Here is a 21,317-nt window from a genome sequence, read left to right as displayed (position 1 = left end):
TTAAGCCGCAGCCCGTTGATACTTTTATATTATCAACGGGCTGCGGCTTAAATATTTAATTATTATCCAGCGATTGCCACAGGTAGCGGCTGGCTAAGGTGCGGTAAGGCCGCCAGGCTTCGGCAATTCTAATCATTTCGGCTTGCAAAGGTTTGCCAGTTAGCGTTAGGCCGTAACTTCTTTTCATGGCGTTCTGAATACCCAAATCATCTACCGGAAAAACGTCCGGACGCGCCAGGGTAAACATCAGAATCATTTCGGCCGTCCAGCGGCCAACACCTTTTATTTGGGTCAGGTGTTTAATCAGGTCTTCATCCTCCATAGCCACAATAACTGCATAATTCAGGTTACCCCCTTCGGCAAAAGCCGCTACATTCCGGATGTAACCTAACTTCTGAAAAGATAAGCCAACGCTCCGTAAAACTTCATCGGGTTGCGCCTGAACCAGGCTTGGTTCGGGGTAATTATCCGGGAAAAGGGCCAGAAAACGGCTTTTAATTACCCGCGCTACTTTCGTAGACAACTGCTGGCTAATAATGGAACTCAGCAAACTTAAATAAATATCTTTATGGGGCTCTTGTTCAATTGCTGGGCTGTTGCGAATATGGTTGGCCAAAACCTCGTCTTGTAACAATATTTTTTGCCAATCTGAGCCGGAGAAGTCTTCCATAAATTTATAGTAAGTTGTTTTAAGCTGGAATATTTTTTAAATGCGTTGTGAATATTTACCAGGAACTATTATAGGCTAATATTTTTTAGTACTTGGCAGGTTTTTTCGGCCATAGTTTCGGTAAAATCGAGGTGCGTAACAAACCGGATTTGCCGCGGACCAAAATCCAAGGCCAGAATGCCTTGTTCTTTTAGTTTTTGCAGGAATACTCGGGTTTCTACTTTCGGCGCCAGGGTAAAGATGACAATATTGGTTTCCACCGGCAGTACACTTTCTACGTAAGCGCATTTTTCTAAAGTGTCGCGGAGTAAGCGGGCGCAGGCATGATCCTGGGCTAGCCGCGCTACGTGGTGATCGAGGGCATAAATGCCGGCAGCAGCCAAAAAACCAGCTTGCCGCATACCGCCGCCCAAAGCTTTACGAATGCGCCGGGCCTTCCGAATAAGGTCTTTGCTGCCCACCAACACCGACCCGACCGGAGCTCCCAAACCTTTAGATAAACAAACCGAAATACTATTAAAATATTGCCCATAAGCCTTCGGCAATTCATTGGCAGCCGTTAAGGCATTAAAAACCCGGGCCCCATCCAGGTGTAAGCTCAATTTATTTTCTTGGCAAACTGCTGCAATACCGGCAATTTCCGGGAGCGTGTAAAAAGTGCCGCCACCTTTGTTAGAAGTATTTTCAATAGAAACTAACTTCGAAATTGGGTAATGTATATTATCGGGCCGGATGGCACCTTTTACCATTTCGGGCGTAATTTTACCCCGCTCCCCGTGCAATAAATACACCGAAGCCGCCGAATTAAAAGCAATACCGCCGCCTTCGTACTGGTAAATATGGGCTGTGTAGTCGCAGATAACTTCGGTTAGTGGTTCGGTTTGGGCTTTTATGGCAATTTGGTTTGTCATGGTGCCGGAAGGGCAAAACAGGCCGGCTTCCATGCCAAACAAAGTAGCTGTTTTAATTTCTAAAGCATTTATAGTTGGGTCTTCTTCAAACACATCGTCGCCAACTGGCACCTGAAACATATATTGCAGCATGTCGGGGGTAGGCCGGGTTACGGTATCACTCCTTAAATCAATAATATTCATGCAAAAAAGTTAAGAATAAACTATACTTGTTTTATAAATTAGTTGGCAAAAATAATAACTATTAGCTAGCTTATTTACCTGTTCAGAATTGCTGCTAGTAAAAGATTTTTGTAGTTACAGAACGGCACGGCCGGCGCATATTAATTTAAAACGCTTTACCAGAACAATTAATATTTATTTTTGAGAATCTGAAAATAAAACCTTACTTTTGCGTTTCAATTTAAAATTTGAGCAATGGCCGTTACAAGATTAAAAAGAAAACACAGAAAAAATATAGCAAGAGCCAATAACAAGCAGCGCGTAATTAAGCAATTGCTTGCTACGCCAGTTATTAAGAACGTAGACGTAGAAGAACTGAAAGCACAATTTGGTAAAACTACTCCTGCATCAGCTGCTCCTGCTAAACCAGCCGCTGAACCGGAAACCGGTATTGTTAACAGCGTAAAAGAAGCTATTTCCGATGCTGCCCATACTGTAGCTGATAAAGTTAGCGATGTGGTAGAAGCAGTTAAGGATAAAGTAGAAGACGTTTTAAACAAAGACGACAAAGAATCTGCTAAGTAATTTCTGTGGTCTAAGTCGCCGGATATTATATCTTTTCGGCGGGCTCTAGGAATTTTTAAGCGTAATATCCAGCTTGTTTATAGATATGGTAAGTGTGCCTTTAAAGGCACACTTTTTTATTTTCAGGCTACGCGTTTTCCTAATTCTACTACTTGTAACTGCGCTATTTTACCGGCCGTAATATTAAATTTTACGAGTGTTCGTATCTGGTGAAAGCCGTGCTTTCCGGCCGCCCCCGGATTTATATGCAACAAATTACTCCGCGATTTATCCGGCATTATTTTGAGTATATGGGAATGCCCCGAAATAAATAGCTGCGGCGGGTTAGTGGTAATTACGGTTCTGATATCTGGATGATATTTACCCGGGTAGCCGCCAATATGGGTCATGAGCACATCTAAGCCCGCGGCCGAAAATCGTTGAACTTTGGGGTGTAATTGCCTGATTTGCTGATCGTCGATATTCCCGTAAACGCCCCGCAAAGGAGCCACTGCTGCCAATACTTCCGAAACAGCTATCGTACCAAAATCACCGGCGTGCCAGATTTCATCACAATCCTGTAAGTGCCGCAATATTTGCTCATCCAGGTAACTATGCGTATCCGATATTAAGCCAATCTTCATTTACAGTGAACAGTTAGCAGTAAACAGTTATTAGTAATCAGTAATCAACAATTAGTTAGCAGTAAACAGTTTTGCTAATAGATATTTCATTATTAATTTCATCTCCAGGATTTCAATTTGTTTACAGCTATTATTAATTCCAATAATAACTAACAACTGATTACTAATAACTGCTAACTGTTTACTGCTAACTGTTCACTATAAACTGTTTACTTTTTCCACCTCTCGGGGGCTTTGCGCCAGCTGCTCAGGGTTTCGAGCATTTCGGTTTGAATATAACCTTGTTCTAAAGCAATCCCCAGTAAGTTTTGGTAGTTGCTCAGGCACACCAACGGAATATTGGCATCTTTAAAATTCTGGGTAGCTTTTTCGAAACCGTAAGTAAAAATGGCGGCCATGCCAATAACGTTACCACCAGCCACATTTACCGCACTTGCTGCTTTTAAAGAACTACCGCCCGTCGAAACTAAATCTTCTATTAAAACTACTTTCTGGTCGGGTAGCAAGCGGCCTTCAATCTGGTTGCCCATGCCGTGGCTTTTGGGTTCGGGACGTACGTAAATATAGGGTAGGTCAAGTAAATCGGCTACCAGTGCCCCCTGGGCAATGCCGGCAGTAGCTACACCGCCAATAACTTCAACTTCCGGAAAGTGCATCCGTATTTCTTCGGACAAAGCATTTTTGATAAAACTACGTATAGCGGGGTAAGACAACGTTACCCGGTTATCGCAGTAAATTGGTGAGAGCCAACCGGAACTCCAGGTAAACGGGGTTTCGGGGCGTAGCTTAACCGCGCCAGTTTCTAATAAATAACTGGCTATTTGCAGGGCTGTATTAGACTTTTGCATAAGGCGAAGGTACGTAATAATAATTTTGCCTTTTTTATCCTCAGGCATTTTTGTTTCCGATTTATTTTTTTTGATTTGTAATCTCTTTAAGTAAAAATTCTGATGAACGTCTTCATTAATGACATTCCTTTAATTCTGAAGAAGGCCGGTGAAAAAGTTTATAAGCACCATTACGACTTGATTCTGGATGAGGGACAGTCATTTACCTCAAAGTCGCTGGTAGGCGATGTTTTGATTCGCAATGTTAATGATGCCATCGTTGATCGGATTGTGCGCCTGATGGAAGTGAAAAAGATGAAAAAATTAAAATCTTTAACACTCATCACGGATAAAAAGAAACGATTAATTCAGCACCTGAAAGACCAGTTTAAGATTGTGAAAGCAGCCGGCGGCCTGGTGATAAAGGACGATAAAATCCTGATGATATACCGGTTGGGTATGTGGGATTTACCAAAAGGCAAGCTGAATAAAAAGGAACTGCCGCGGGAAGGTGCCGTGCGCGAAGTAGAAGAGGAGTGTAATATTAAAGTAGAAGTACTTGATAAGCTCCCCAAAACCTGGCACTCGTACGCTTATAAAGGCAATAAAATATTAAAGCGCACCAATTGGTACGTTATGCAGTGCACCGACGACACACTCATGAAACCCCAGGCTGAGGAATTTATTGAAGAAGTAAAGTTTATGACGCCCGAGGAAGTGGAAGCCGTGTTACCCGAAGCTTATTCTTCTATTGCGTTTGTGATTCGTTCTTATTTGCGGGCGGCGAAATCCGGAAAGGTATAAAATCGTCTACGTTGCCGCCATACGTCTGAATTTCCCGGATAATAGACGAGCTAATAGCTGCCAGGTGCGGGGAGGTAATTAAAAATACCGTTTCCAAATCTTTGTTCAGGTGCCGGTTGGCTTGGGCAATGGTATTTTCGTACTCAAAATCGGTGGTATTGCGTAAGCCGCGCAATAAATAATTAGCCCCTACCGATTTGGCAAATTCGGCGGTTAATCCTTTATACGAGCGTGCCGATACCTTTTCTTCGGCTTTAAAAATATCTGTTATAATCTGCACCATTTGCTCTACCGGCAAATAACGCTGCTTGCTGCTGTTGTTCCCAATGGCAATAATTATTTCGTCGAACAACCCGATACTGCGTTTCACAATGTCGTAATGGCCGTTGGTAAACGGATCAAAAGAGCCCGGGAAAATAGCAATGCGTTTCATGTTGTAGTGGTTAGTTATTAGTGGTTAGGTGTTAGTTTTGGGCTTTACGGTATTAATAATTAGTAGCAGTATATGGATAGAGATAAAATAATGAATTAATAAGAACAACAAATTTTTGTGTGTTTACCTTAACACTAATTACTAATATCTAATTACTAACAACTTTACGCACAAAAGTGGATGCCGTAAAGATCTAAATAATGGTGCTGGAAAATATCTTCGAGCTTGTAGCTGTAACCCACGCCCGCTGGCCGGGTGCCAAACTGTACGTTCCGGATATAGTTGCGCAGCAAGGTAAATAAAGCAGCATCGTGCGTGAGGTCGCCCCAAATCGTTACCCGGTCCTGGTCGGGATTTAATTTTTGTTCCTGCATCACCAACACAAAAAAGTACAGAAAATCTTCTGGCGTGGTACACTGAAACAAATTGCAGAATTCCATTCGGCCTTCGTGCATGACCAGCAAACAAAGGCTTTTATTTTGCACATACGCGTACAATCTTTTATCAGCGGTTCTTTCGCCGTAATGCAACAAGCTGGCAATTAAAGGGCTGGTCAGGTGCAAATAATAAATTTCTTTCTGGGGCAATTGCCTTTCCCAAATTTGCGTCAGGTATTTATCTACCGAAAAAATATTAATTGCCTCGATGCCGGTGTGCTTGTAAGTAAATATTTTTTCGTGATCCGGGTCGTAATCGCAATTCAGGCGCAGGTAATCGGCCGCTGCATCTTTTTCAAATAAGGTTTCGGGAATTAAGGTAAAGTTGTGGTTATTAACTGCCACACATATTTTTCGCCAATCGGGGCTAAATACGTAGGGATGATCTGAAAAAGCTTCTTTAAAAACCTGCGCACCTTGCAACGGCGTAAAAATATGGCTCACTATGTAATCTTCAAGCGCGATAAATTTATTGCGTTCGGTATCCAGCACTGTAAACCTTACCCGATCGCGGCTGTAGGAAATATATAAATTATAAGCAAAAAGCTGCTGCGGGTCGAAAGACTCGTCGGTTATTTTTAATACCTGCCGATAATGATTATTTTCTTTTACCAAGGTGTTGTTGTGGGGCTGTAATGTCGGTTGTTTTAAAAATTACTGTAAAAATTTTCGATAAAAATATTAGATAGCCAAACAAATTGGAGTGTCAAATATTATTACAAAAACCGGTGTTGCGGCATAAAAAGGTCGTCTAAATCAATTAAATCTTCGAAAATCTGGTGCGGAATCGCGTCTTTTTCCTGACGTATTTCGGCTAAGGATTTAAAAGCCACTTCCTGAATAAGTTGGTCATCCGGACTTAATTCGGGGTCCGAGCCGGTTTTTAATGTACCGCCCAAAATTGCCACTTCAAAAAATAATTCCAGGGCATGTAATGGTTCGTTTAAAAACTCCCGTAAAAATAAAAACCGCTTAGGAGTAATTGCCAAACCAGTTTCTTCCCGAAATTCCCGTTCCAAACAATCTAAAACTTTTTCACCGTAAGCTAAACCACCACCCGGCGGCGACCACAGGGCGTATTTGCCCGTAATGCCTTGGTGGCGTACCAGTAATATTTTTTTGTCTTCTATTAAAACACCGCAAACCCTTACCCGGAGCTTGCCGGAGTAATGGGCATTAAGATTAATCTGTTCGTTTGTATCCAAAATGTTATCTGCTTAGCTTTACCTAATGATTTTACCTCATGATAAAAACGCTTAATCCGGATTTTAAAAATACGATTCTGGAAAAACTCGAACGCCAAACTTTAATGCAATTCATTGGCTTTCGGGTTACAAATATAGCAGAAGGAAAAATAGAAGGCGAACTAACTTTGCAGGAAGCGCATAAGCAGCATAAAGAGTTTGTGCACGGCGGCCTAACGGCTACCCTGGCCGATATTGTATCGGGCTTTGCTGCGGTAAGTTTGGTTCCGAAAGGCTACCACGTAGTTACCGTAGAGTTAAAAGTGAGTTATTTAAACCCGGGCATAGGCGATATGTTATTGGCCAAAGGCTGGGTGCTGAAACAAGGCCGGCAATTGAACTTTTGTTAAGCCGAAATCTATTGTAAAAAGGGACAAGATGCGCCAATATTAATTGCCAAAGCCACTACCACCATGGCCACCATCAACCCCGCCGACGTACCGAAATAATTACATGCGACCCGAAGAAGCCCTGTTAAAAAACTTTCCGTTTGAGCCTACGCCCGACCAGGCCGCTCTTTTTAAGAAATTAGATTTATTTATTTCGAATAAAACTAACAACCGCGAAGTATTCTTGCTGAAAGGTTTTGCCGGTACGGGTAAAACTACCGTGGTACGCGCCTTGGTTAAGATTCTGAATAGTTTTGGTTACAAGTACGTGTTATTGGCCCCAACGGGCCGGGCCGCTAAAGTTATGTCGTCGTACACGCGTTTACCGGCCTCTACCATTCATAAAAAAATATACCGGCAAGCCGCCAATGCATTCTCCGATGGTTTGGTGTTTAACCGGCAGCCCAACAAACTAGCCGATACCGTTTTTATTGTAGATGAGTCGTCGATGATTTCGGATGAAAAATCTTTTGGCGATAGCGGCTTACTGCAAGATTTAATTAGCTACGTTTTCGAAAGAAAAAATAACAAACTTATTTTAATTGGCGATACGGCCCAGTTGCCGCCGGTAAACCAGTCCATTAGTCCGTCGTTAGAGGCCGCTTATTTGAGCAATAATTTCCGGTGCAACGTGCAGGAACTGGAATTGCGGCAGGTAATGCGGCAGGCCCAGGAATCGGGTATATTAATGAACGCCACTAATTTGCGCGAGCAACTTAGCCAAAATGAGCCGGCACTGCAGTTGCGTACCCGCGCCTACAAAGATATTTACCGCATGACCGGTGAAAAGCTGGAAGATGGCTTGCGTTACGCTTACGACAAATTTGGCATCGAAAATACCACGGTAATCTGTCGTTCCAATAAAAATGCCAACCTGTACAACCAGCACATTCGCCGGCAAATATTTTTTGCCGAAGACGAAATTGGCGTGGGCGATTATTTAATGATTGTAAAGAATAATTATTACTGGGTGCCCAACGATTCTTCGATTGGTTTTATGGCTAACGGCGATTTTGTGGAAATAACCAAAATTGTACGCTACGAAGACATGTACGATTTCCGGTTTGCCGATATCATGATTAGGTTTGTAGATTACCCGGACGAGCCCGAAATGGAAGTAAAAATATTGCTCGATACCTTGTACACCGAAGCCCCAGCCTTACCCGCCGACAAAAGCAAAAAGTTGTACGAAGAAGTGTTAAAAGATTATTCCGATTTAGGCACTAAGCGCGAACGTACGACACAATTGCGCAAAAACCCGTATTTAAACGCGCTGCAGGTAAAGTTTGCTTATGCGCTCACCTGCCACAAAGCCCAGGGCGGCCAGTGGAAAGCCGTTTTTGTAGACCACGGCTTTTTAAAAGAAGATATGGTAAACACCGACTTTGCCCGTTGGTTGTATACGGCTGTTACCCGCTCGGCCGAAGAACTATATTTATTAAATTTTAACCCGCAGTTGATCGTAGATTAACCGCATTGTTTAATTTTAAAGCCGGAAACTATAAATGTATATATTTGTTAAATCCTTAAGAAAATAACCCTTTTATGAAGAAAATATATCTATTAGCGTTTAGCCTTTCTCTCGGATTTTCAGCCGCCGTAGCCCAGACCGCTACACCCGCTCCTGTACCAGTACCGGCTCCTGCGGCTAACCAGAAAATTGTTACGGAAGGCCCGGTGCTTACCTTTGCCGAAAGCAAACATGATTTTGGAACTATTCAGGAAGGCGAAATTGTAAAGCATACTTTTAAATTTCGGAATACCGGCAACCAGCCGTTGTTAATTTCGGAAGTGCGGGTTACTTGCGGCTGTACCACACCCGACTGGACCAAAACGCCCGTAGCACCCGGCCAAAACGGTTTTGTAACGGCGCAGTTTAACAGCACCGGCAAACCCGGCCAGAACCAGAAAGTAGTTACAGTAGTTTCTAACTCAGTCACCGGTAATACCCATATTTCTTTTATTGCCGATGTTGCGCCCAAAACTTCCGGCACCTCCGCTACACAAGTTGGCCCAACAACCGAACCGGCCGCCACACATGCGCATCACTACCCGGCAACAGAAGCTGCTAAACCCGTTAAGAAATAATATTTAAATAGCATATTTTAAAAATAAAGCTCCGCCAACCACGGAGCTTTATTTTTGTGTTTTGCTGCCGTTTTAAGCTTGTAACCTAACCTGCTATAGCTCTAAGTTAAACCATCTCATTCAGCAAGTGCAATATTTAAACTAGAAAAAAATCAGAAATAAGCTAGTTTTGTAAACCCAAATACAAACTATGACTAGAGCAGAACTCTTCCAAAATATTCAACAGAAAGAATCTTATTTATGCGTAGGGTTAGATACCGACATTAAAAAAATTCCCAGCCATTTACTTGCCGCACCCGATCCTATATTTGAATTTAATAAAATAATTATTGATGCTACCGCCGATTTATGTGTGGCCTATAAACCCAACATTGCTTTTTATGAAGCCCAGGGGCCGAAAGGGTGGGAGAGTTTAGAAAAAACCTTGGCCTATATTCCGAAAGATATTTTTACCATTGCCGATGCCAAACGCGGCGATATTGGCAACACCTCGGAGCTGTATGCCCGCACCTTTTTCGATTATTTTAATTTTGATTCGGTAACGGTGGCGCCTTACATGGGCGCAGATTCGGTAAAGCCATTTTTAATAAAGCCGGATAAATGGGTAATTCTGTTGGCTTTAACGTCTAATCCCGGCAGTCAGGATTTTCAATTAATTTCTTCAGAAAACAGTAAATACTTATTTGAAGAAGTAATTCAGAAAAGCCAGCAATGGGCCACTAAAGAACAACTCATGTACGTAATTGGGGCCACGCGCACCGATTATTTACAACGGGTTCGGGCTTTAGCCCCTGAGCATTTTTTCCTGGTACCCGGCGTGGGGGCGCAGGGCGGCAGCCTGGAAGAAATTAGTCGTTTGGGTATGAATAAACAATGCGGGTTATTGGTAAACTCGGCCCGGAATATTATTTATGCCGGCAATGGTCCGGATTTTGCCCAGCAGGCCCGCCAGGAAGCTCGGCGCATGCAACAGGAAATGGCGGAATATTTAGAGAAATATCTGCCGGTATAATATTTCTAATTGCTTAAATTAAGCAGTTCAGAAAAAGCTTTTATGAAAGAAGATTTCCTGCATTACATCTGGCAACACCAATATTTCGATAAAAGTAATTTGCTTACCGTGCGGCAGGAGCCGGTGCAGGTTTATAGAACCGGTTTTCTGAATAGCAATGCTGGTCCGGATTTTTTAGATGCGCAAGTAAAAATAGGGCAGGAAATCTGGAATGGCAGTGTAGAAATACACCTGAAAGCCGCCGATTGGCTAAAACACCACCACGAACAAGATGCCCGCTACGACCAGGTAATTTTGCATGTAGTCTGGGAAAACGACCAGGATCAGCAGCGCACCGATGGCTCTTTAATTCCGGTATTGGAATTAAAAAACCGGGTTCAAGCGGGTTTGCTGCAAACTTATTTGAACCTCAAGGCCAATCCGTATACTATTCCGTGTACGCCGTTTCTGCCCGAAGTGCCCGAAATAACTAAACTGCAAATGCTGGACCGGGTTTTACTGGAGCGCCTGGAGCAGAAAGGCAATATTTTAACGGAACAATTAGACCAAAGCCAGCAACATTGGGAAGAAGTAACTTACCGGGCTATAGCGGCTAATTTTGGCTTTAAAATAAACAAAGAGCCATTTAGCCGTTTAAGTAAAAGTTTGCCTTATGCTATTCTCCGGCGGCATCGGCACCAGTTTTTTCAACTGGAGGCGCTGCTTTTTGGCCAGGCTGGTTTTTTAACAGAAGAATATTGCCAGGACGAATACCTGGATGAATTAAGAAAAGAATTTAATTATTTAAGCCACAAATATTCTTTGCCCACAGGGCTGCAAAAATCTGATTGGAATTTCTTGCGGCTGCGTCCGGCTAATTTCCCCACGGTGCGTTTGGCCCAACTAGCCGCCTTCTTACACAACAAAGATTATTTGTTTTCGACCTTATTGGAGTTGAAGGCATTGCCCGATTATCAAAAGTTTTTTACGGCAACCGTTAGCCCGTACTGGCAAAAACATTATATGCCTGGGCGCGCGTCAAAATCAAACCAAACCGGTATGGGAAAGGACAGCATTCTGGGGCTTATTCTTAATACCGTTGTGCCTTTACTTTTTGCTTACGCCCGCGCCATAGATAGCCAGCCATTAATAGATAAAGCACTTAACTTACTCGAAAATATTCCGGCTGAACACAATAGCATAACCAGAATTTACGAAGAATTAAGTTTCCGGAATAAATCGGCGCAAGATTCCCAGGCTTTCCTGCAATTAAACCAGCAATATTGCACGCCGCGCCAGTGTTTAGCGTGCAGCATTGGGCATTATATTTTAAAAAAGCAGAAAGTAGCCGCATGATTTATTTCTATTACCTTTTTAATATTTTAGTAGTAGGAGGTTTGGGTTACCTTATCTGGCGACATAGTGCAGCCCATCCGCTTAAAAAATACTTTTTACCGGCTTTTTTGTTAAAAATAACGGCCGGCATTTTACTAGGTATTTTTTACCAGGTTTACTTTAACGGCGGCGATGCGCAATTATTCCAAACCCAATCCGATATTGTAACCGAGTACGCCAAAGTAAGCCCGGCCAGTTATATCCGCCTGCTCCTTACCCGAAAGTTTGAAAGCGAAACCTTGCGTACTTCTATGATTTACGTGTGGTATTCCAATTCTTACTTTATGGTAATGCTGCTCAGTTTTTTAAATTTTTTAACAAACAATAATTATTACCTCAACGGACTTTATTTTTCAGTTTTCAGTTTTTGGGGGATTTGGCAGTTGGTTCAGGTGCTGGTCAGGCTTTACCCACAGGTTTTGTTACCCGCAATTATTGCATTTTTATTCTTTCCTTCGGTGGTTTTCTGGTCATCGGGTATTGCAAAGGAAGCCATTTATTTGGGTAGTTTAGGTTGGCTCATGGCGGTAGTTTTGCGCCTGGCATACGGCTTATCTAAACGGGCGTGGCTAGATATTTTAGCTGCAATATTAGCGGGTTATCTGCTCTGGAAAATAAAATTTTACTTTGCGGCACTGGTTTTTGCTTTGCTGTTTGGCTACGGATTGGTTATTTATTTAAATAATAAGTTTAACAAATTAAAAAAGACGTGGATTGCGGTAGTGCTACTTTGTTTTTTAGCTTTAACAGGAGCACTCCTGGTTGCTAATAGGGGTGAAGTATTTAAGCTGGATTATTTTACGGCCCAACTCATAAAAAGCAACGAGTATTTAACCAGCCGTTCCGTAGGTAAGCCGTTTATCTTTTTCCCGAACCTGGAGCCCACTTTAGCCAGCTTTTTACAGCATAGTCCGGCCGCGGTGTTTCATACCATCTTGCGCCCTTTTATCTGGGAAAGCAGTTCCTTGTTTTACATTGTAGCTGCCCTCGAAAATTTATGTATAATGCTGTTGCTGCTGTTAACTTTGTTTAAACTGGTGCGTTCCTCTTTTACGGGTATAAGCCTGGGAGCCGTGGTAATATTAATTTACATTTTAATATTGGCAGCGCTACTCGGCTTATCTACGCCCAATATAGGTTCTTTAAACCGGTACCGCACCGCTGTTTTGCCTTTTCTTGTTTTTTTGCTCTTGTGTTTTAACGTACAAAGTAAATATTTAAAATGGTTAAAATCTTAAACATTGTTAAGCCTGTTTTTAATAAATACCTTTGTTAAAAATTTAGATTATGCAGAACCCGGTAATAATAGTAGGTGCCCAGCAGTTAGGTAAAATTGCGCTGGATGTATTTATGAGCAACAATGTGGTGGTATATTGTTTTCTGGAAGATAATCCGGAATTACAGCAGCAGGAGGTAAATAATATTACCGTTATGAGCAGGACCGAAGACCCGGAATTTCTAAAATTATTAGGGAAAAAGTGCGAAGTATTTGTTGCCTCCGAAGAAACCGCCACCCGCAAAAGCATGGTTACCCTCTTAAAAGAAGAATACCAGGTAGTGCCGGTAAATGCCATTCATACCTTTTCGTCGGTTTCGGAAAATGCCTGGCTGGGGCACGGTATTTTAATTAATGCCGGAGCGGTAATTAGCGCCAACGCTAAAATTGGCGATAACTGTATTATTCATGCAAATGCCGTAATAGACGCCGAAGCCGAATTGGGTAATAATGTTCAGGTAGGAGCAGGGGCCATTATTAATGCAACTGCCAAAGTAGACGACGAAGCTTTTATTGGCTCGGGAGCCATTATTATTTCGGGCGTTAAAATTGGTAAAAAGGCCCGCGTGGGCGCTGGTGCCGTAGTTATTGCCGATGTGCCCGCCAACCAAACGGTTTTTGGTAATCCGGCTAAAAAGGTTTAGGTTAATTAATATAATTAAATTAATCATCCGGCAAATATTGTTGCGCCTTTATTACCCACCAAATCTATTTCAAAGAAATAGAAAGTAAACTTAGTTGGTAAACTTAAATCTTTGCCCGGTTGTTTATTTTACATTATTTTTGCGGAAAAATTAAAAAACACTTAGCCTGAAACTAAGCCCGTTATGAAAGATTACAGCATCCTGCTTTATTATTGCTATTCTCCTATTGCTGATCCGGAAGCTTTCCGGGAAGAGCACCATTTACTTTGCCTGGAACTGAATTTATTAGGCCGGATAATTGTAGCCGCCGAAGGCCTGAACGGAACCGTTTCGGGTTTGCGCGAAGACTGCGAAAAATACATGGCCGCCGTTAAAGCCGATCCGCGGTTTAAAGACATTGATTTTAAAGTGGAGCCTTCGGATACGCACGTATTTACCAAACTGCACGTGCGCTACAAACCCGAAATTGTGCATTCCAGTTTAAAGCACCTGGCACCCCAGGAAAAAACCGGCATTCATTTATCGCCTTCAGATTTCAAAAAAATGAAAGACCAGGAAGACGTGGTGTTGCTGGATGTAAGATCAGACTACGAGCACCTGGTGGGTAAATTTAAAAATGCGCTTACGTTAGATATCGAGAATTTTCGGGATTTCCCGGAAAAAGTGGCCGAGCTAGAACCGTTAAAAGATAAAAAAATAATTACTTATTGCACCGGCGGCGTTAAGTGCGAAAAAGCCAGCGCCTTTTTGCTGGAACAAGGTTTCGAGAATGTTTACCAGTTACACGGCGGCATTATTAAATACGGCCTGGAAGAAGGCGGCGAAGATTTTGAAGGCAAATGCTACGTGTTTGATAACCGCCTGACCGTAGACGTAAACCGCGTAAACCCCAAGGTAATTTCCCGCTGCTATATTTGCCAGGAACCCAGCGACCGCATGGTAAATTGCGCCAACCCCACCTGCAATATTCACGTGCCCATGTGCGAAGCCTGCGGCGAAACCATGCAAGGTGCCTGTTCCGATACCTGCCAGCACGATCCGGAGAAACGGCCTTACAACGGCACCGGTTATTACCAAAAAGAAACCAACGGCTATAACCCTTTTAAAGGGTTGTATCGTAAAGAGAAAAAGTAAGGAGTACGAGAGCATTTAAGCAAAACTTAAATGCTCTCTTGCTTTCGGTACCTTTTTGTTTTTACAACCTAACCTAAAACCCATAACTATGAGAATTCCGGAATCTGAATTAATATTAAACCAAGATGGCAGTGTGTACCACCTTAATTTACTTCCGGAACATATATCCGATACCATCATTACGGTCGGCGACCCGAACCGGGTAGCGCTGGTTAGCCAATATTTCGATTTGATTGAGGTGCAGGTGCAGCGTCGCGAGTTTATTACCCACACGGGGTATTACAAAGGCAAGCGCATTACGGTGGTATCTACGGGTATTGGCACCGGCAATATAGATATTGTGCTAAACGAACTGGATGCGCTGGTAAATATTGACCTGGTAAACCGCACCGTAAACGAAGAAAAAATTCACCTGCACATTATTCGCATTGGTACTTCGGGCACTATTCAGGAAAACATTCCGTTGGGCAGCCATTTGGTTACGGAGTACGCCATTGGTTTAGATTCTTTAATGCAATTTTACCCGCTGGTGCAAACCGGTTACGAAACTACTATTAGCGAGGCGCTGCAAGAAAATTTAAAATTGGGTTACCAGCCGTATTGTGTAAGAGGTTCCGATATTTTGCGCGAACAGTTGGGTTATGATATGGTACCGGGCCATACCGTAACTTGTCCGGGTTTTTACGCGCCTCAGGGCCGGGAACTTCGCCTGGGCTTAAAAATAGAAAACTTAATGCAGCAGCTACAAAAATTCAGGGTAGAAGAAGAAAATATTCCCGGCTTTATGCTGACTAATTTTGAAATGGAAACAGCCGCCTTGTATGCGCTGGGCCGGATGCTGGAACACGAGGTAATTTCGCTGAATGCCATTGTCGCCAACCGGTTTACCTACCAATTTCACCCGACCACAGATCAGGTAATTGATGATTTGATTCGCAAAACCCTGGACAGGCTGGCGCTAACCAGCTAAAAACCGGGCTTTATTATACCCGGTTTAATAAAACTCTACCCCGTATACCGAACGCACCGGAATGCAGGCACCTGATTTCAGAATAAGGTGTTCCTGATCACAATCCCAGATGGTGGTAACTACCCGCTTAGGTTCGCTGTCGGCGGTTTCAAAGAATATTTCTACTTTGCCGTGGTAACCGTTGCCCAAAACAGTAGCCCTGGATACATCGTGCATTCTTTTTTTGCGCTCCTGCAAATTGGTTAGTACATCGGTATTGGCAAATTTTAAAGTGGGTATTTGTTCTTTTTCTACTGTAACATAAGTCATAGGTTCCATTGAGTACGCTATTAAATTTCCCGATGATTAATTTAAGTAAAAAATAGTAAAAATCACAGCAATTGCTCTGGTATTTAGTTAAGTAGCTTTGTAATCCGCTTTTTATTTGAAAGCAGATTACAAAACTCTTTCTTTAACTAACCAAAGAATTAACAAAAAGTTTTAGTATAAATAGTATTAAAACTATTACGTAAAAACCTTTATAGAGATTTTGCTATTTATACGCAATCCAGACGGAAAAGCGTACTACTTTTATAACTTACTCAGGAAAGTCAGGGTATCTACGCCATCGGCATAATCCCATACGGCCGGGCACTGCGCCTGCCCAAAAGCTATACTGTTGGGGTACCAGCCATCTGCCGAAACGATTACCTGGGTTTTGTCTTTTACAGCTTCTAATTGGTTTTTCAAATCATCGGCACTGGCATAAGTCTGGTAAAATAATACACTTATCGGCGATACCAGTTGTTCGCTGGGGGTTAATAATAAAAAGCCATTATCAAAATGCTCGGCCCGGTTTACCAGCAAAATAGATTTATTGTAATCGTAATTATTCTGGTATTTGTTGTGGTCGAGAATATATTTAAAAGACGCGATGGCATCGTAAAAAGGGGTAAAAGAATAACTTTCGGGCACCAATACTTTAGAAACATTGCGGCAGCCCAGGCCATAATAAGAGAAAATATCTTCGGCCAAAGCCCTAAAATCTGCTGTGGTTTCCTCGCCGGTTAAAATACCTAGACTCGTGCGGTTTTTCCGGATGATGTGCGGTTTTTTCGAAAAATAATATTCGAAATAACGAGCTGTATTATCGGAGCCGGTGGCAATTATGGCATCGGCTTCTTTCAGTAATTCTACAAAATAAATACGCTCCGCAAAACGTGGCTCAATATTTACCAGGCGTTCGGCCAGCATTTTCATCAGGTAATTATCTTCGCTGCTGAGTTTGGCATGTAAATAATGCCCCGAAAGCAGCACCGATAAAAAATCGTGAAAACCAACCATTGGAATATTGCCGGCCATGATAACGCCTACTTTTTTTGGGGTAATATTTTCGAGGTCGTAAACAAAAAGCCAATCCTGCAGGTTTTCTTTATCCAACAGGTAAATAATTCCGTTTAAGGCATTAGTTACATTATTTGCATCGAACCAGGAGTTGGCATTACCAGCCCGGAAAATTATTTCTTGTTTTTGCGCTGGGCTTAGGTTTTTTAATTCTTCGCCAAGCGAAACAAAAGCGTTAATACGTTCTGGTAAAGTCATAACTTGGTAAACTAATTGTAAGTAAATATTTGATGTGTTACGGATTGTTTCTACTTTTGCCGAAAATTTTTGGCATACAAAAATAATAAAAATTAATAGGAGATACGATAATGGCTATAATGATCACGGACGAATGTATTAACTGCGGCGCATGTGAACCTGAGTGCCCGAACACTGCTATCTATGAAGGTGGTGTGGCCTGGACTTGGGGCGGTGGTACAGCGTTAACCGAAGTGGAAATTGACGGTGGTGAGGTTGTGGCTGGTAATGCCCCACAAGATCCCATTTCTGAAGAATATTATTACATTGTTTCGGATAAATGTACCGAGTGTACCGGTTTTCACGAGGAACCGCAGTGTGCGGCGGTCTGCCCGGTAGATTGTTGCGTAGATGACCCCGATTACCGCGAAACAGAAGACGAGCTTTTGGCTAAAAAACAATGGTTACACGCTGAAGTGTAATTAGCCTAATCAAAAGATGAGAAGCCTGTTCTGTTCCGGAACAGGCTTTTTTGTTATTTGGTGTGTTAGCTTGTATGTTTTGCTTTCGTAAACCAGAGATATTTTTTACCCAACGCTTTATTAACTATTTTTGCGCACGCTTACAAAATTATCCCAATGGCAATTTCTAAAACCTATAATCCGAAAGAAGTAGAAGAGAAGTGGTACACAAACTGGCAGCAGAAGGGCTTTTTCCGCTCTAAACCTAACCCCAGAAAAGATCCCTATACCGTGGTCATTCCGCCGCCCAATGTAACCGGCGTTTTGCACATGGGCCACATGCTTAATAATACCATTCAGGATATATTGGTGCGCCGCGCCCGCATGCAGGGCAAAGAAGCTTGCTGGGTACCCGGTACCGACCACGCTTCTATTGCTACCGAAGCCCGCGTAGTGGCCATGCTGAAAGAAAAAGGCATTTCTAAGGAAGATATTGGTCGGGAAGAATTTTTGAAACATGCCTGGGATTGGAAAGAAAAATACGGCGGCATAATTCTGGAGCAGCTTAAAAAATTAGGCGCTTCCTGCGATTGGGAACGTACTCGTTTTACCATGGAGCCCGACATGAGCGACGCGGTAATTCAGGTGTTTGTAGATTTATTCCGGAAAGGATTAATTTACCGGGGGGTGCGCATGGTAAACTGGGACCCGCAGGGAAAAACTGCGCTCTCTGACGAAGAAGTAATTCACAAGCAGGTAAACTCCAAGCTTTATTACATTAATTACCAGATTGCCGGCGAGGCCGATAATTATTTAACCATTGCTACCACTCGTCCCGAAACTATTTTGGGCGATACGGCCATTTGTATTAACCCCAACGATACCCGCTACCAGCACCTGCAAGGGAAAGAGGCTCTGGTGCCTTTAATAAACAGGGCCATACCCATTATTTTTGATGAGTACGTTGATATGGAATTTGGTACCGGCTGCTTAAAGGTTACACCGGCCCACGACCTGAACGACTACGAACTTGGTATTAAGCATAATTTGCCCGTACTGGATATTCTGAACGACGATGGGACGCTGAATAGCAAAGCCCAACTGTACGTTGGCGAAGACAGGTTTGTAGTAAGAAAGAAAATTGCCAAAGAACTGGAGGCCAATGGGCAACTTGCCAAAACAGAAGATATTTCTAACAATGTAGGCTACTCGGAGCGTACCGATGCGGTTATTGAGCCAAAACTTTCGATGCAGTGGTTTTTACGCATGGAAGAGTTGCGCGATCCTGCTTTGCGCGTGGTAAACGATGATACCATCCGGTTGCACCCGCCTAAGTTTAAAAATATGTACCGCTCCTGGATGGAAAATATTCGGGATTGGTGTATATCGCGGCAGTTATGGTGGGGGCAGCGCATACCGGCTTATTATTTACCCGATGGTTCTTATGTAGTAGCCCTGAACCCCGAAGATGCTTTAGCGCAAGCCAAATATAAAACGGGTAATCCAAATTTAACGATTGCGGATTTGCGTCAGGACGAAGATGTACTGGATACCTGGTTCTCGTCGTGGTTGTGGCCCATTTCGGTTTTCGATGGCTTTAAAGACCCTGATAACCCGGATATTCAATATTATTACCCGACTAATGATTTAGTTACGGCCCCCGAAATATTATTTTTCTGGGTAGCCCGCATGATTATGGCCGGCCTGGAATACCGCAAAGAAGTTCCTTTCCGGAATGTTTACTTAACAGGTATTGTACGCGATAAATTAGGCCGGAAAATGTCTAAATCGCTGGGCAATTCGCCGGATGCTTTAGGCCTGATTGACCAGTACGGTGCCGATGGCGTTAGAACCGGGATGCTGTTCAGCTCGCCGGCTGGCAACGATTTGCTCTTCGACGAAAAGCTGTGCGAACAAGGTCGTAATTTCAGTAATAAAATCTGGAATGCTTACCGCTTAATTAAAGGCTGGCAGGTAGATGAAAATATTACAAACCCGAATGAATTAGCTATAAATTGGTTTAGGGCTAAGTTTAACGTGGCTTTCGAACAAATAGAAGATCATTTTACCAAGTTCCGGATTTCGGATGCGCTCATGGCTGTTTACAAACTGGTTTGGGATGATTTCTGTTCGTCGTACCTCGAAATGATTAAACCGGCTTACCAGAACCCGGTTGATGCCGCAACGCTGGATGCGACCATTAATTTCTTGGAAGATCTGCTGAAGCTGATGCATCCGTTTATGCCTTTTATTACCGAAGAAATCTGGCAGGATATTAAAGAACGCAGCGATAAAGATTATTTAATTGTAGCCGCTTGGCCAAAAGCTGGGGTTGCCGATTCTATTTTGCTGGAGCGGATGGACAAGGCCCAAGATATTATTGCGGGTATTCGCAACGTCCGGAACTCCAAGAATATTCCGCAGACCAAAGCTTTAAATCTGGCCATTAAAACTCAGGAGCAATATATTCTGACGCCATTCGAGCCTTTAATTCAAAAATTGGCTAACCTCCCGGATATTAGTTATGTAAACGAAGGCCCGGAAGGAAGCTTAAACTTTGTAATTGGCGGCAATGAATTCTTTATACCGATGGAAGGTGCTGTTGACCCGGCCGTGGAGCGGGAACGGCTGCAAAAAGAACTGGAATATACCAAAGGTTTCCTGGCTGCGGTAGATAAAAAGTTAAGCAACGAGCGTTTTGTAAACGGCGCTCCACCGGTGGTTCTGGAAAAAGAATGGCAGAAGAAAGCAGATGCTGAAGCTAAAATAAAAGCTTTGGAGCAAAGCTTAACGGCTATTAGCTAAATACTGCATTTATTTGAATAAATATAGCCTGAATAGAGAAGTTAAATTTTTTTATTCAGGCTTTTCATTTGCTACTAAACCGTTAGGATAATTATGCCAATGCTCCTTACGGGTATTTCATAGCTAGTCTAATTTTTTGTTTCTCTTTTGAAAGATTTCATCTTTCAATGTTTAAGTGCTAACTGTTAGTTGCTGTTTAAGTTTGCTCAAGGCCGTAGGGCCCCGTTTGGTCACTCGGGCTGTCTAAGCTTGTTTTCCTCCTATCGTCGGAATGCTACGCACCACAACCTTAGAAGGCCCTCATCGCCCAAACTGATGTCAGATGCCAGTAGCTACTGCCTTTCTAAGCCTTTAATTATTAGATTTAAACATTAAGCCTCCCCAACAAAGCAAATCCGCAACAATACGGTTCGGCCGAACTCCTTCCCTAATTTAGGGCTACGATTAGGACACAAAATGGAGCGGGGAGCTGTTGGGGGTAAATGGCAGATGCAATATTTAGCAATATTCGGATAGAGCGACGGGTCAAGCAAGTAGTAGAAAAGATAATAGAAAAGCAAAGTGTGGTGATACATCAGCTAAGTGCGAGCGAAGCCGAGCAGCGGAGTTACTACCGTCTGCTGCATAACCCCCGTTTGCAGACCAGTCAAATCATTTCGTACTTGCAAGCGGACTGTGGGCGGCAAGTGGAGGTGGGGGCGCATTATTTAGTATTTCAGGATACGACGCAGCCTAACTTTGAACGCAACCGGCACAACATTTCCGACCAGCAGCAGCTCGGGGTGATTGGAGATAAGCAGTCCTTAGGCTTTTTCCTGCATCCTTCGCTGGTGGTGCAAGCGGATACTGGCCGCTGCCTGGGCTACAGCCATGTGCAGGTCTGGAGTAGAGAAGCAATGGCGCCAGAT

At 43.0% G+C, this 21,317-nt stretch carries 22 protein-coding genes and 1 pseudogene; 14 read left to right on the top strand and 9 right to left on the bottom strand.

Going from position 1 to position 21,317, the window contains the following annotated elements; genetic code table 11:
• Window positions 1-55: 55 nt before the first annotated feature.
• Both F0145_RS23180 and F0145_RS23175 read right to left on the bottom strand, forming a co-directional pair.
• Window positions 56-670 (bottom strand): DNA-3-methyladenine glycosylase family protein, encoded by a 615-nt coding sequence (locus F0145_RS23180; RefSeq protein ID WP_150092505.1) that lies wholly within the window; start codon window positions 668-670, stop codon window positions 56-58.
• Between the two features lie 68 nt (window positions 671-738).
• Window positions 739-1,764: a threonine aldolase family protein gene (locus tag F0145_RS23175; RefSeq protein WP_150092503.1), complete on the bottom strand. Its 1,026-nt coding sequence runs from the start codon at window positions 1,762-1,764 to the stop codon at window positions 739-741.
• Between the two features lie 234 nt (window positions 1,765-1,998).
• Here F0145_RS23175 and F0145_RS23170 point away from each other — a divergent pair, with 234 nt between their 5' ends.
• Window positions 1,999-2,328: a hypothetical protein gene (locus tag F0145_RS23170; RefSeq protein ID WP_150092501.1), complete on the top strand. Its 330-nt coding sequence runs from the start codon at window positions 1,999-2,001 to the stop codon at window positions 2,326-2,328.
• A gap of 122 nt (window positions 2,329-2,450) precedes the next feature.
• On the opposite strand, the gene F0145_RS23165 is transcribed toward F0145_RS23170, so the two are convergent.
• Both F0145_RS23165 and pyrE read right to left on the bottom strand, forming a co-directional pair.
• On the bottom strand, window positions 2,451-2,951 hold the full coding sequence (locus F0145_RS23165; RefSeq protein WP_150092499.1) for a metallophosphoesterase family protein: 501 nt from the start codon (window positions 2,949-2,951) through the stop codon (window positions 2,451-2,453).
• 209 nt (window positions 2,952-3,160) lie between these two features.
• The gene (gene pyrE / locus F0145_RS23160) at window positions 3,161-3,799 is read right to left on the bottom strand and encodes an orotate phosphoribosyltransferase (RefSeq protein WP_150092497.1); all 639 of its coding nucleotides are present in this window, start codon (window positions 3,797-3,799) and stop codon (window positions 3,161-3,163) included.
• Window positions 3,800-3,901: 102 nt separating this feature from the next.
• Here pyrE and F0145_RS23155 point away from each other — a divergent pair, with 102 nt between their 5' ends.
• The gene (locus F0145_RS23155; protein ID WP_150092495.1) at window positions 3,902-4,582 is read left to right on the top strand and encodes an NUDIX hydrolase; all 681 of its coding nucleotides are present in this window, start codon (window positions 3,902-3,904) and stop codon (window positions 4,580-4,582) included.
• Here F0145_RS23155 and coaD read toward each other — a convergent pair.
• From coaD to F0145_RS23140, 3 genes are all read right to left on the bottom strand, one after another.
• Window positions 4,527-5,015: a pantetheine-phosphate adenylyltransferase gene (coaD, locus tag F0145_RS23150; protein ID WP_150092493.1), complete on the bottom strand. Its 489-nt coding sequence runs from the start codon at window positions 5,013-5,015 to the stop codon at window positions 4,527-4,529. The genes F0145_RS23155 and coaD overlap by 56 nt on opposite strands.
• Before the next feature lie 164 nt (window positions 5,016-5,179).
• Window positions 5,180-6,067, bottom strand: a complete 888-nt coding sequence (locus tag F0145_RS23145) for a DUF3822 family protein (RefSeq protein ID WP_150092491.1) — start codon at window positions 6,065-6,067, stop codon at window positions 5,180-5,182.
• A gap of 101 nt (window positions 6,068-6,168) precedes the next feature.
• The gene (locus tag F0145_RS23140) at window positions 6,169-6,657 is read right to left on the bottom strand and encodes an NUDIX domain-containing protein (protein ID WP_223816213.1); all 489 of its coding nucleotides are present in this window, start codon (window positions 6,655-6,657) and stop codon (window positions 6,169-6,171) included.
• A 38-nt stretch (window positions 6,658-6,695) separates the two neighbouring features.
• On the opposite strand from F0145_RS23140, the gene F0145_RS23135 reads away from it, so the two are divergent.
• The 9 genes from F0145_RS23135 (at window position 6,696) to F0145_RS23095 (ending at window position 15,583) form a co-directional block, all read left to right on the top strand.
• Window positions 6,696-7,046: a PaaI family thioesterase gene (locus tag F0145_RS23135; RefSeq protein ID WP_317133203.1), complete on the top strand. Its 351-nt coding sequence runs from the start codon at window positions 6,696-6,698 to the stop codon at window positions 7,044-7,046.
• Between the two features lie 103 nt (window positions 7,047-7,149).
• Complete coding sequence (locus F0145_RS23130; RefSeq protein WP_150092489.1) at window positions 7,150-8,556, top strand: ATP-dependent DNA helicase; 1,407 nt, start codon at window positions 7,150-7,152, stop codon at window positions 8,554-8,556.
• A 74-nt stretch (window positions 8,557-8,630) separates the two neighbouring features.
• Complete coding sequence (locus tag F0145_RS23125) at window positions 8,631-9,173, top strand: DUF1573 domain-containing protein (RefSeq protein ID WP_150092487.1); 543 nt, start codon at window positions 8,631-8,633, stop codon at window positions 9,171-9,173.
• Between the two features lie 190 nt (window positions 9,174-9,363).
• Entirely contained in the window at window positions 9,364-10,185 is an 822-nt protein-coding gene (pyrF, locus tag F0145_RS23120; RefSeq protein ID WP_150092485.1) for an orotidine-5'-phosphate decarboxylase, read from the top strand.
• A 42-nt stretch (window positions 10,186-10,227) separates the two neighbouring features.
• On the top strand, window positions 10,228-11,520 hold the full coding sequence (locus tag F0145_RS23115) for a DUF2851 family protein (RefSeq protein ID WP_150092483.1): 1,293 nt from the start codon (window positions 10,228-10,230) through the stop codon (window positions 11,518-11,520).
• Window positions 11,517-12,797: a hypothetical protein gene (locus F0145_RS23110; RefSeq protein ID WP_150092481.1), complete on the top strand. Its 1,281-nt coding sequence runs from the start codon at window positions 11,517-11,519 to the stop codon at window positions 12,795-12,797. The genes F0145_RS23115 and F0145_RS23110 overlap by 4 nt, the downstream gene beginning before the upstream one ends.
• A 49-nt stretch (window positions 12,798-12,846) precedes the next feature.
• Complete coding sequence (locus F0145_RS23105; RefSeq protein WP_150092479.1) at window positions 12,847-13,479, top strand: NeuD/PglB/VioB family sugar acetyltransferase; 633 nt, start codon at window positions 12,847-12,849, stop codon at window positions 13,477-13,479.
• Between the two features lie 183 nt (window positions 13,480-13,662).
• The gene (gene trhO / locus F0145_RS23100) at window positions 13,663-14,613 is read left to right on the top strand and encodes an oxygen-dependent tRNA uridine(34) hydroxylase TrhO (RefSeq protein ID WP_150092477.1); all 951 of its coding nucleotides are present in this window, start codon (window positions 13,663-13,665) and stop codon (window positions 14,611-14,613) included.
• 88 nt (window positions 14,614-14,701) lie between these two features.
• Complete coding sequence (locus tag F0145_RS23095) at window positions 14,702-15,583, top strand: nucleoside phosphorylase (protein ID WP_150092475.1); 882 nt, start codon at window positions 14,702-14,704, stop codon at window positions 15,581-15,583.
• A 24-nt stretch (window positions 15,584-15,607) separates the two neighbouring features.
• Here the strand turns inward: F0145_RS23095 and F0145_RS23090 are convergent, their stop codons facing one another.
• A complete protein-coding gene (locus F0145_RS23090) occupies window positions 15,608-15,892 on the bottom strand; it encodes a hypothetical protein (RefSeq protein WP_150092473.1) in 285 nt (94 codons plus the stop codon).
• A 261-nt stretch (window positions 15,893-16,153) separates the two neighbouring features.
• A complete protein-coding gene (locus F0145_RS23085) occupies window positions 16,154-17,164 on the bottom strand; it encodes an acyl-CoA reductase (RefSeq protein WP_150092471.1) in 1,011 nt (336 codons plus the stop codon).
• 110 nt (window positions 17,165-17,274) lie between these two features.
• On the opposite strand from F0145_RS23085, the gene F0145_RS23080 reads away from it, so the two are divergent.
• The 3 genes and pseudogenes from F0145_RS23080 to F0145_RS23070 all read left to right on the top strand — a co-directional run.
• Window positions 17,275-17,625 (top strand): 4Fe-4S dicluster domain-containing protein, encoded by a 351-nt coding sequence (locus F0145_RS23080; RefSeq protein WP_150092469.1) that lies wholly within the window; start codon window positions 17,275-17,277, stop codon window positions 17,623-17,625.
• A 156-nt stretch (window positions 17,626-17,781) separates the two neighbouring features.
• Window positions 17,782-20,409, top strand: coding sequence for a valine--tRNA ligase (locus F0145_RS23075; protein ID WP_150092467.1), 2,628 nt, complete (start codon window positions 17,782-17,784; stop codon window positions 20,407-20,409).
• A 482-nt stretch (window positions 20,410-20,891) separates the two neighbouring features.
• Window positions 20,892-21,317 (top strand): annotated as a pseudogene (locus F0145_RS23070) (hypothetical protein); the annotation flags it as partial.

Source organism: Adhaeribacter rhizoryzae (assembly GCF_008629685.1).
GTDB lineage: Bacteria > Bacteroidota > Bacteroidia > Cytophagales > Hymenobacteraceae > Adhaeribacter > Adhaeribacter rhizoryzae.
The sequence above is the reverse complement of the archived record's forward strand: the minus strand, read 5'-3'. Positions and strand labels throughout refer to the sequence as shown.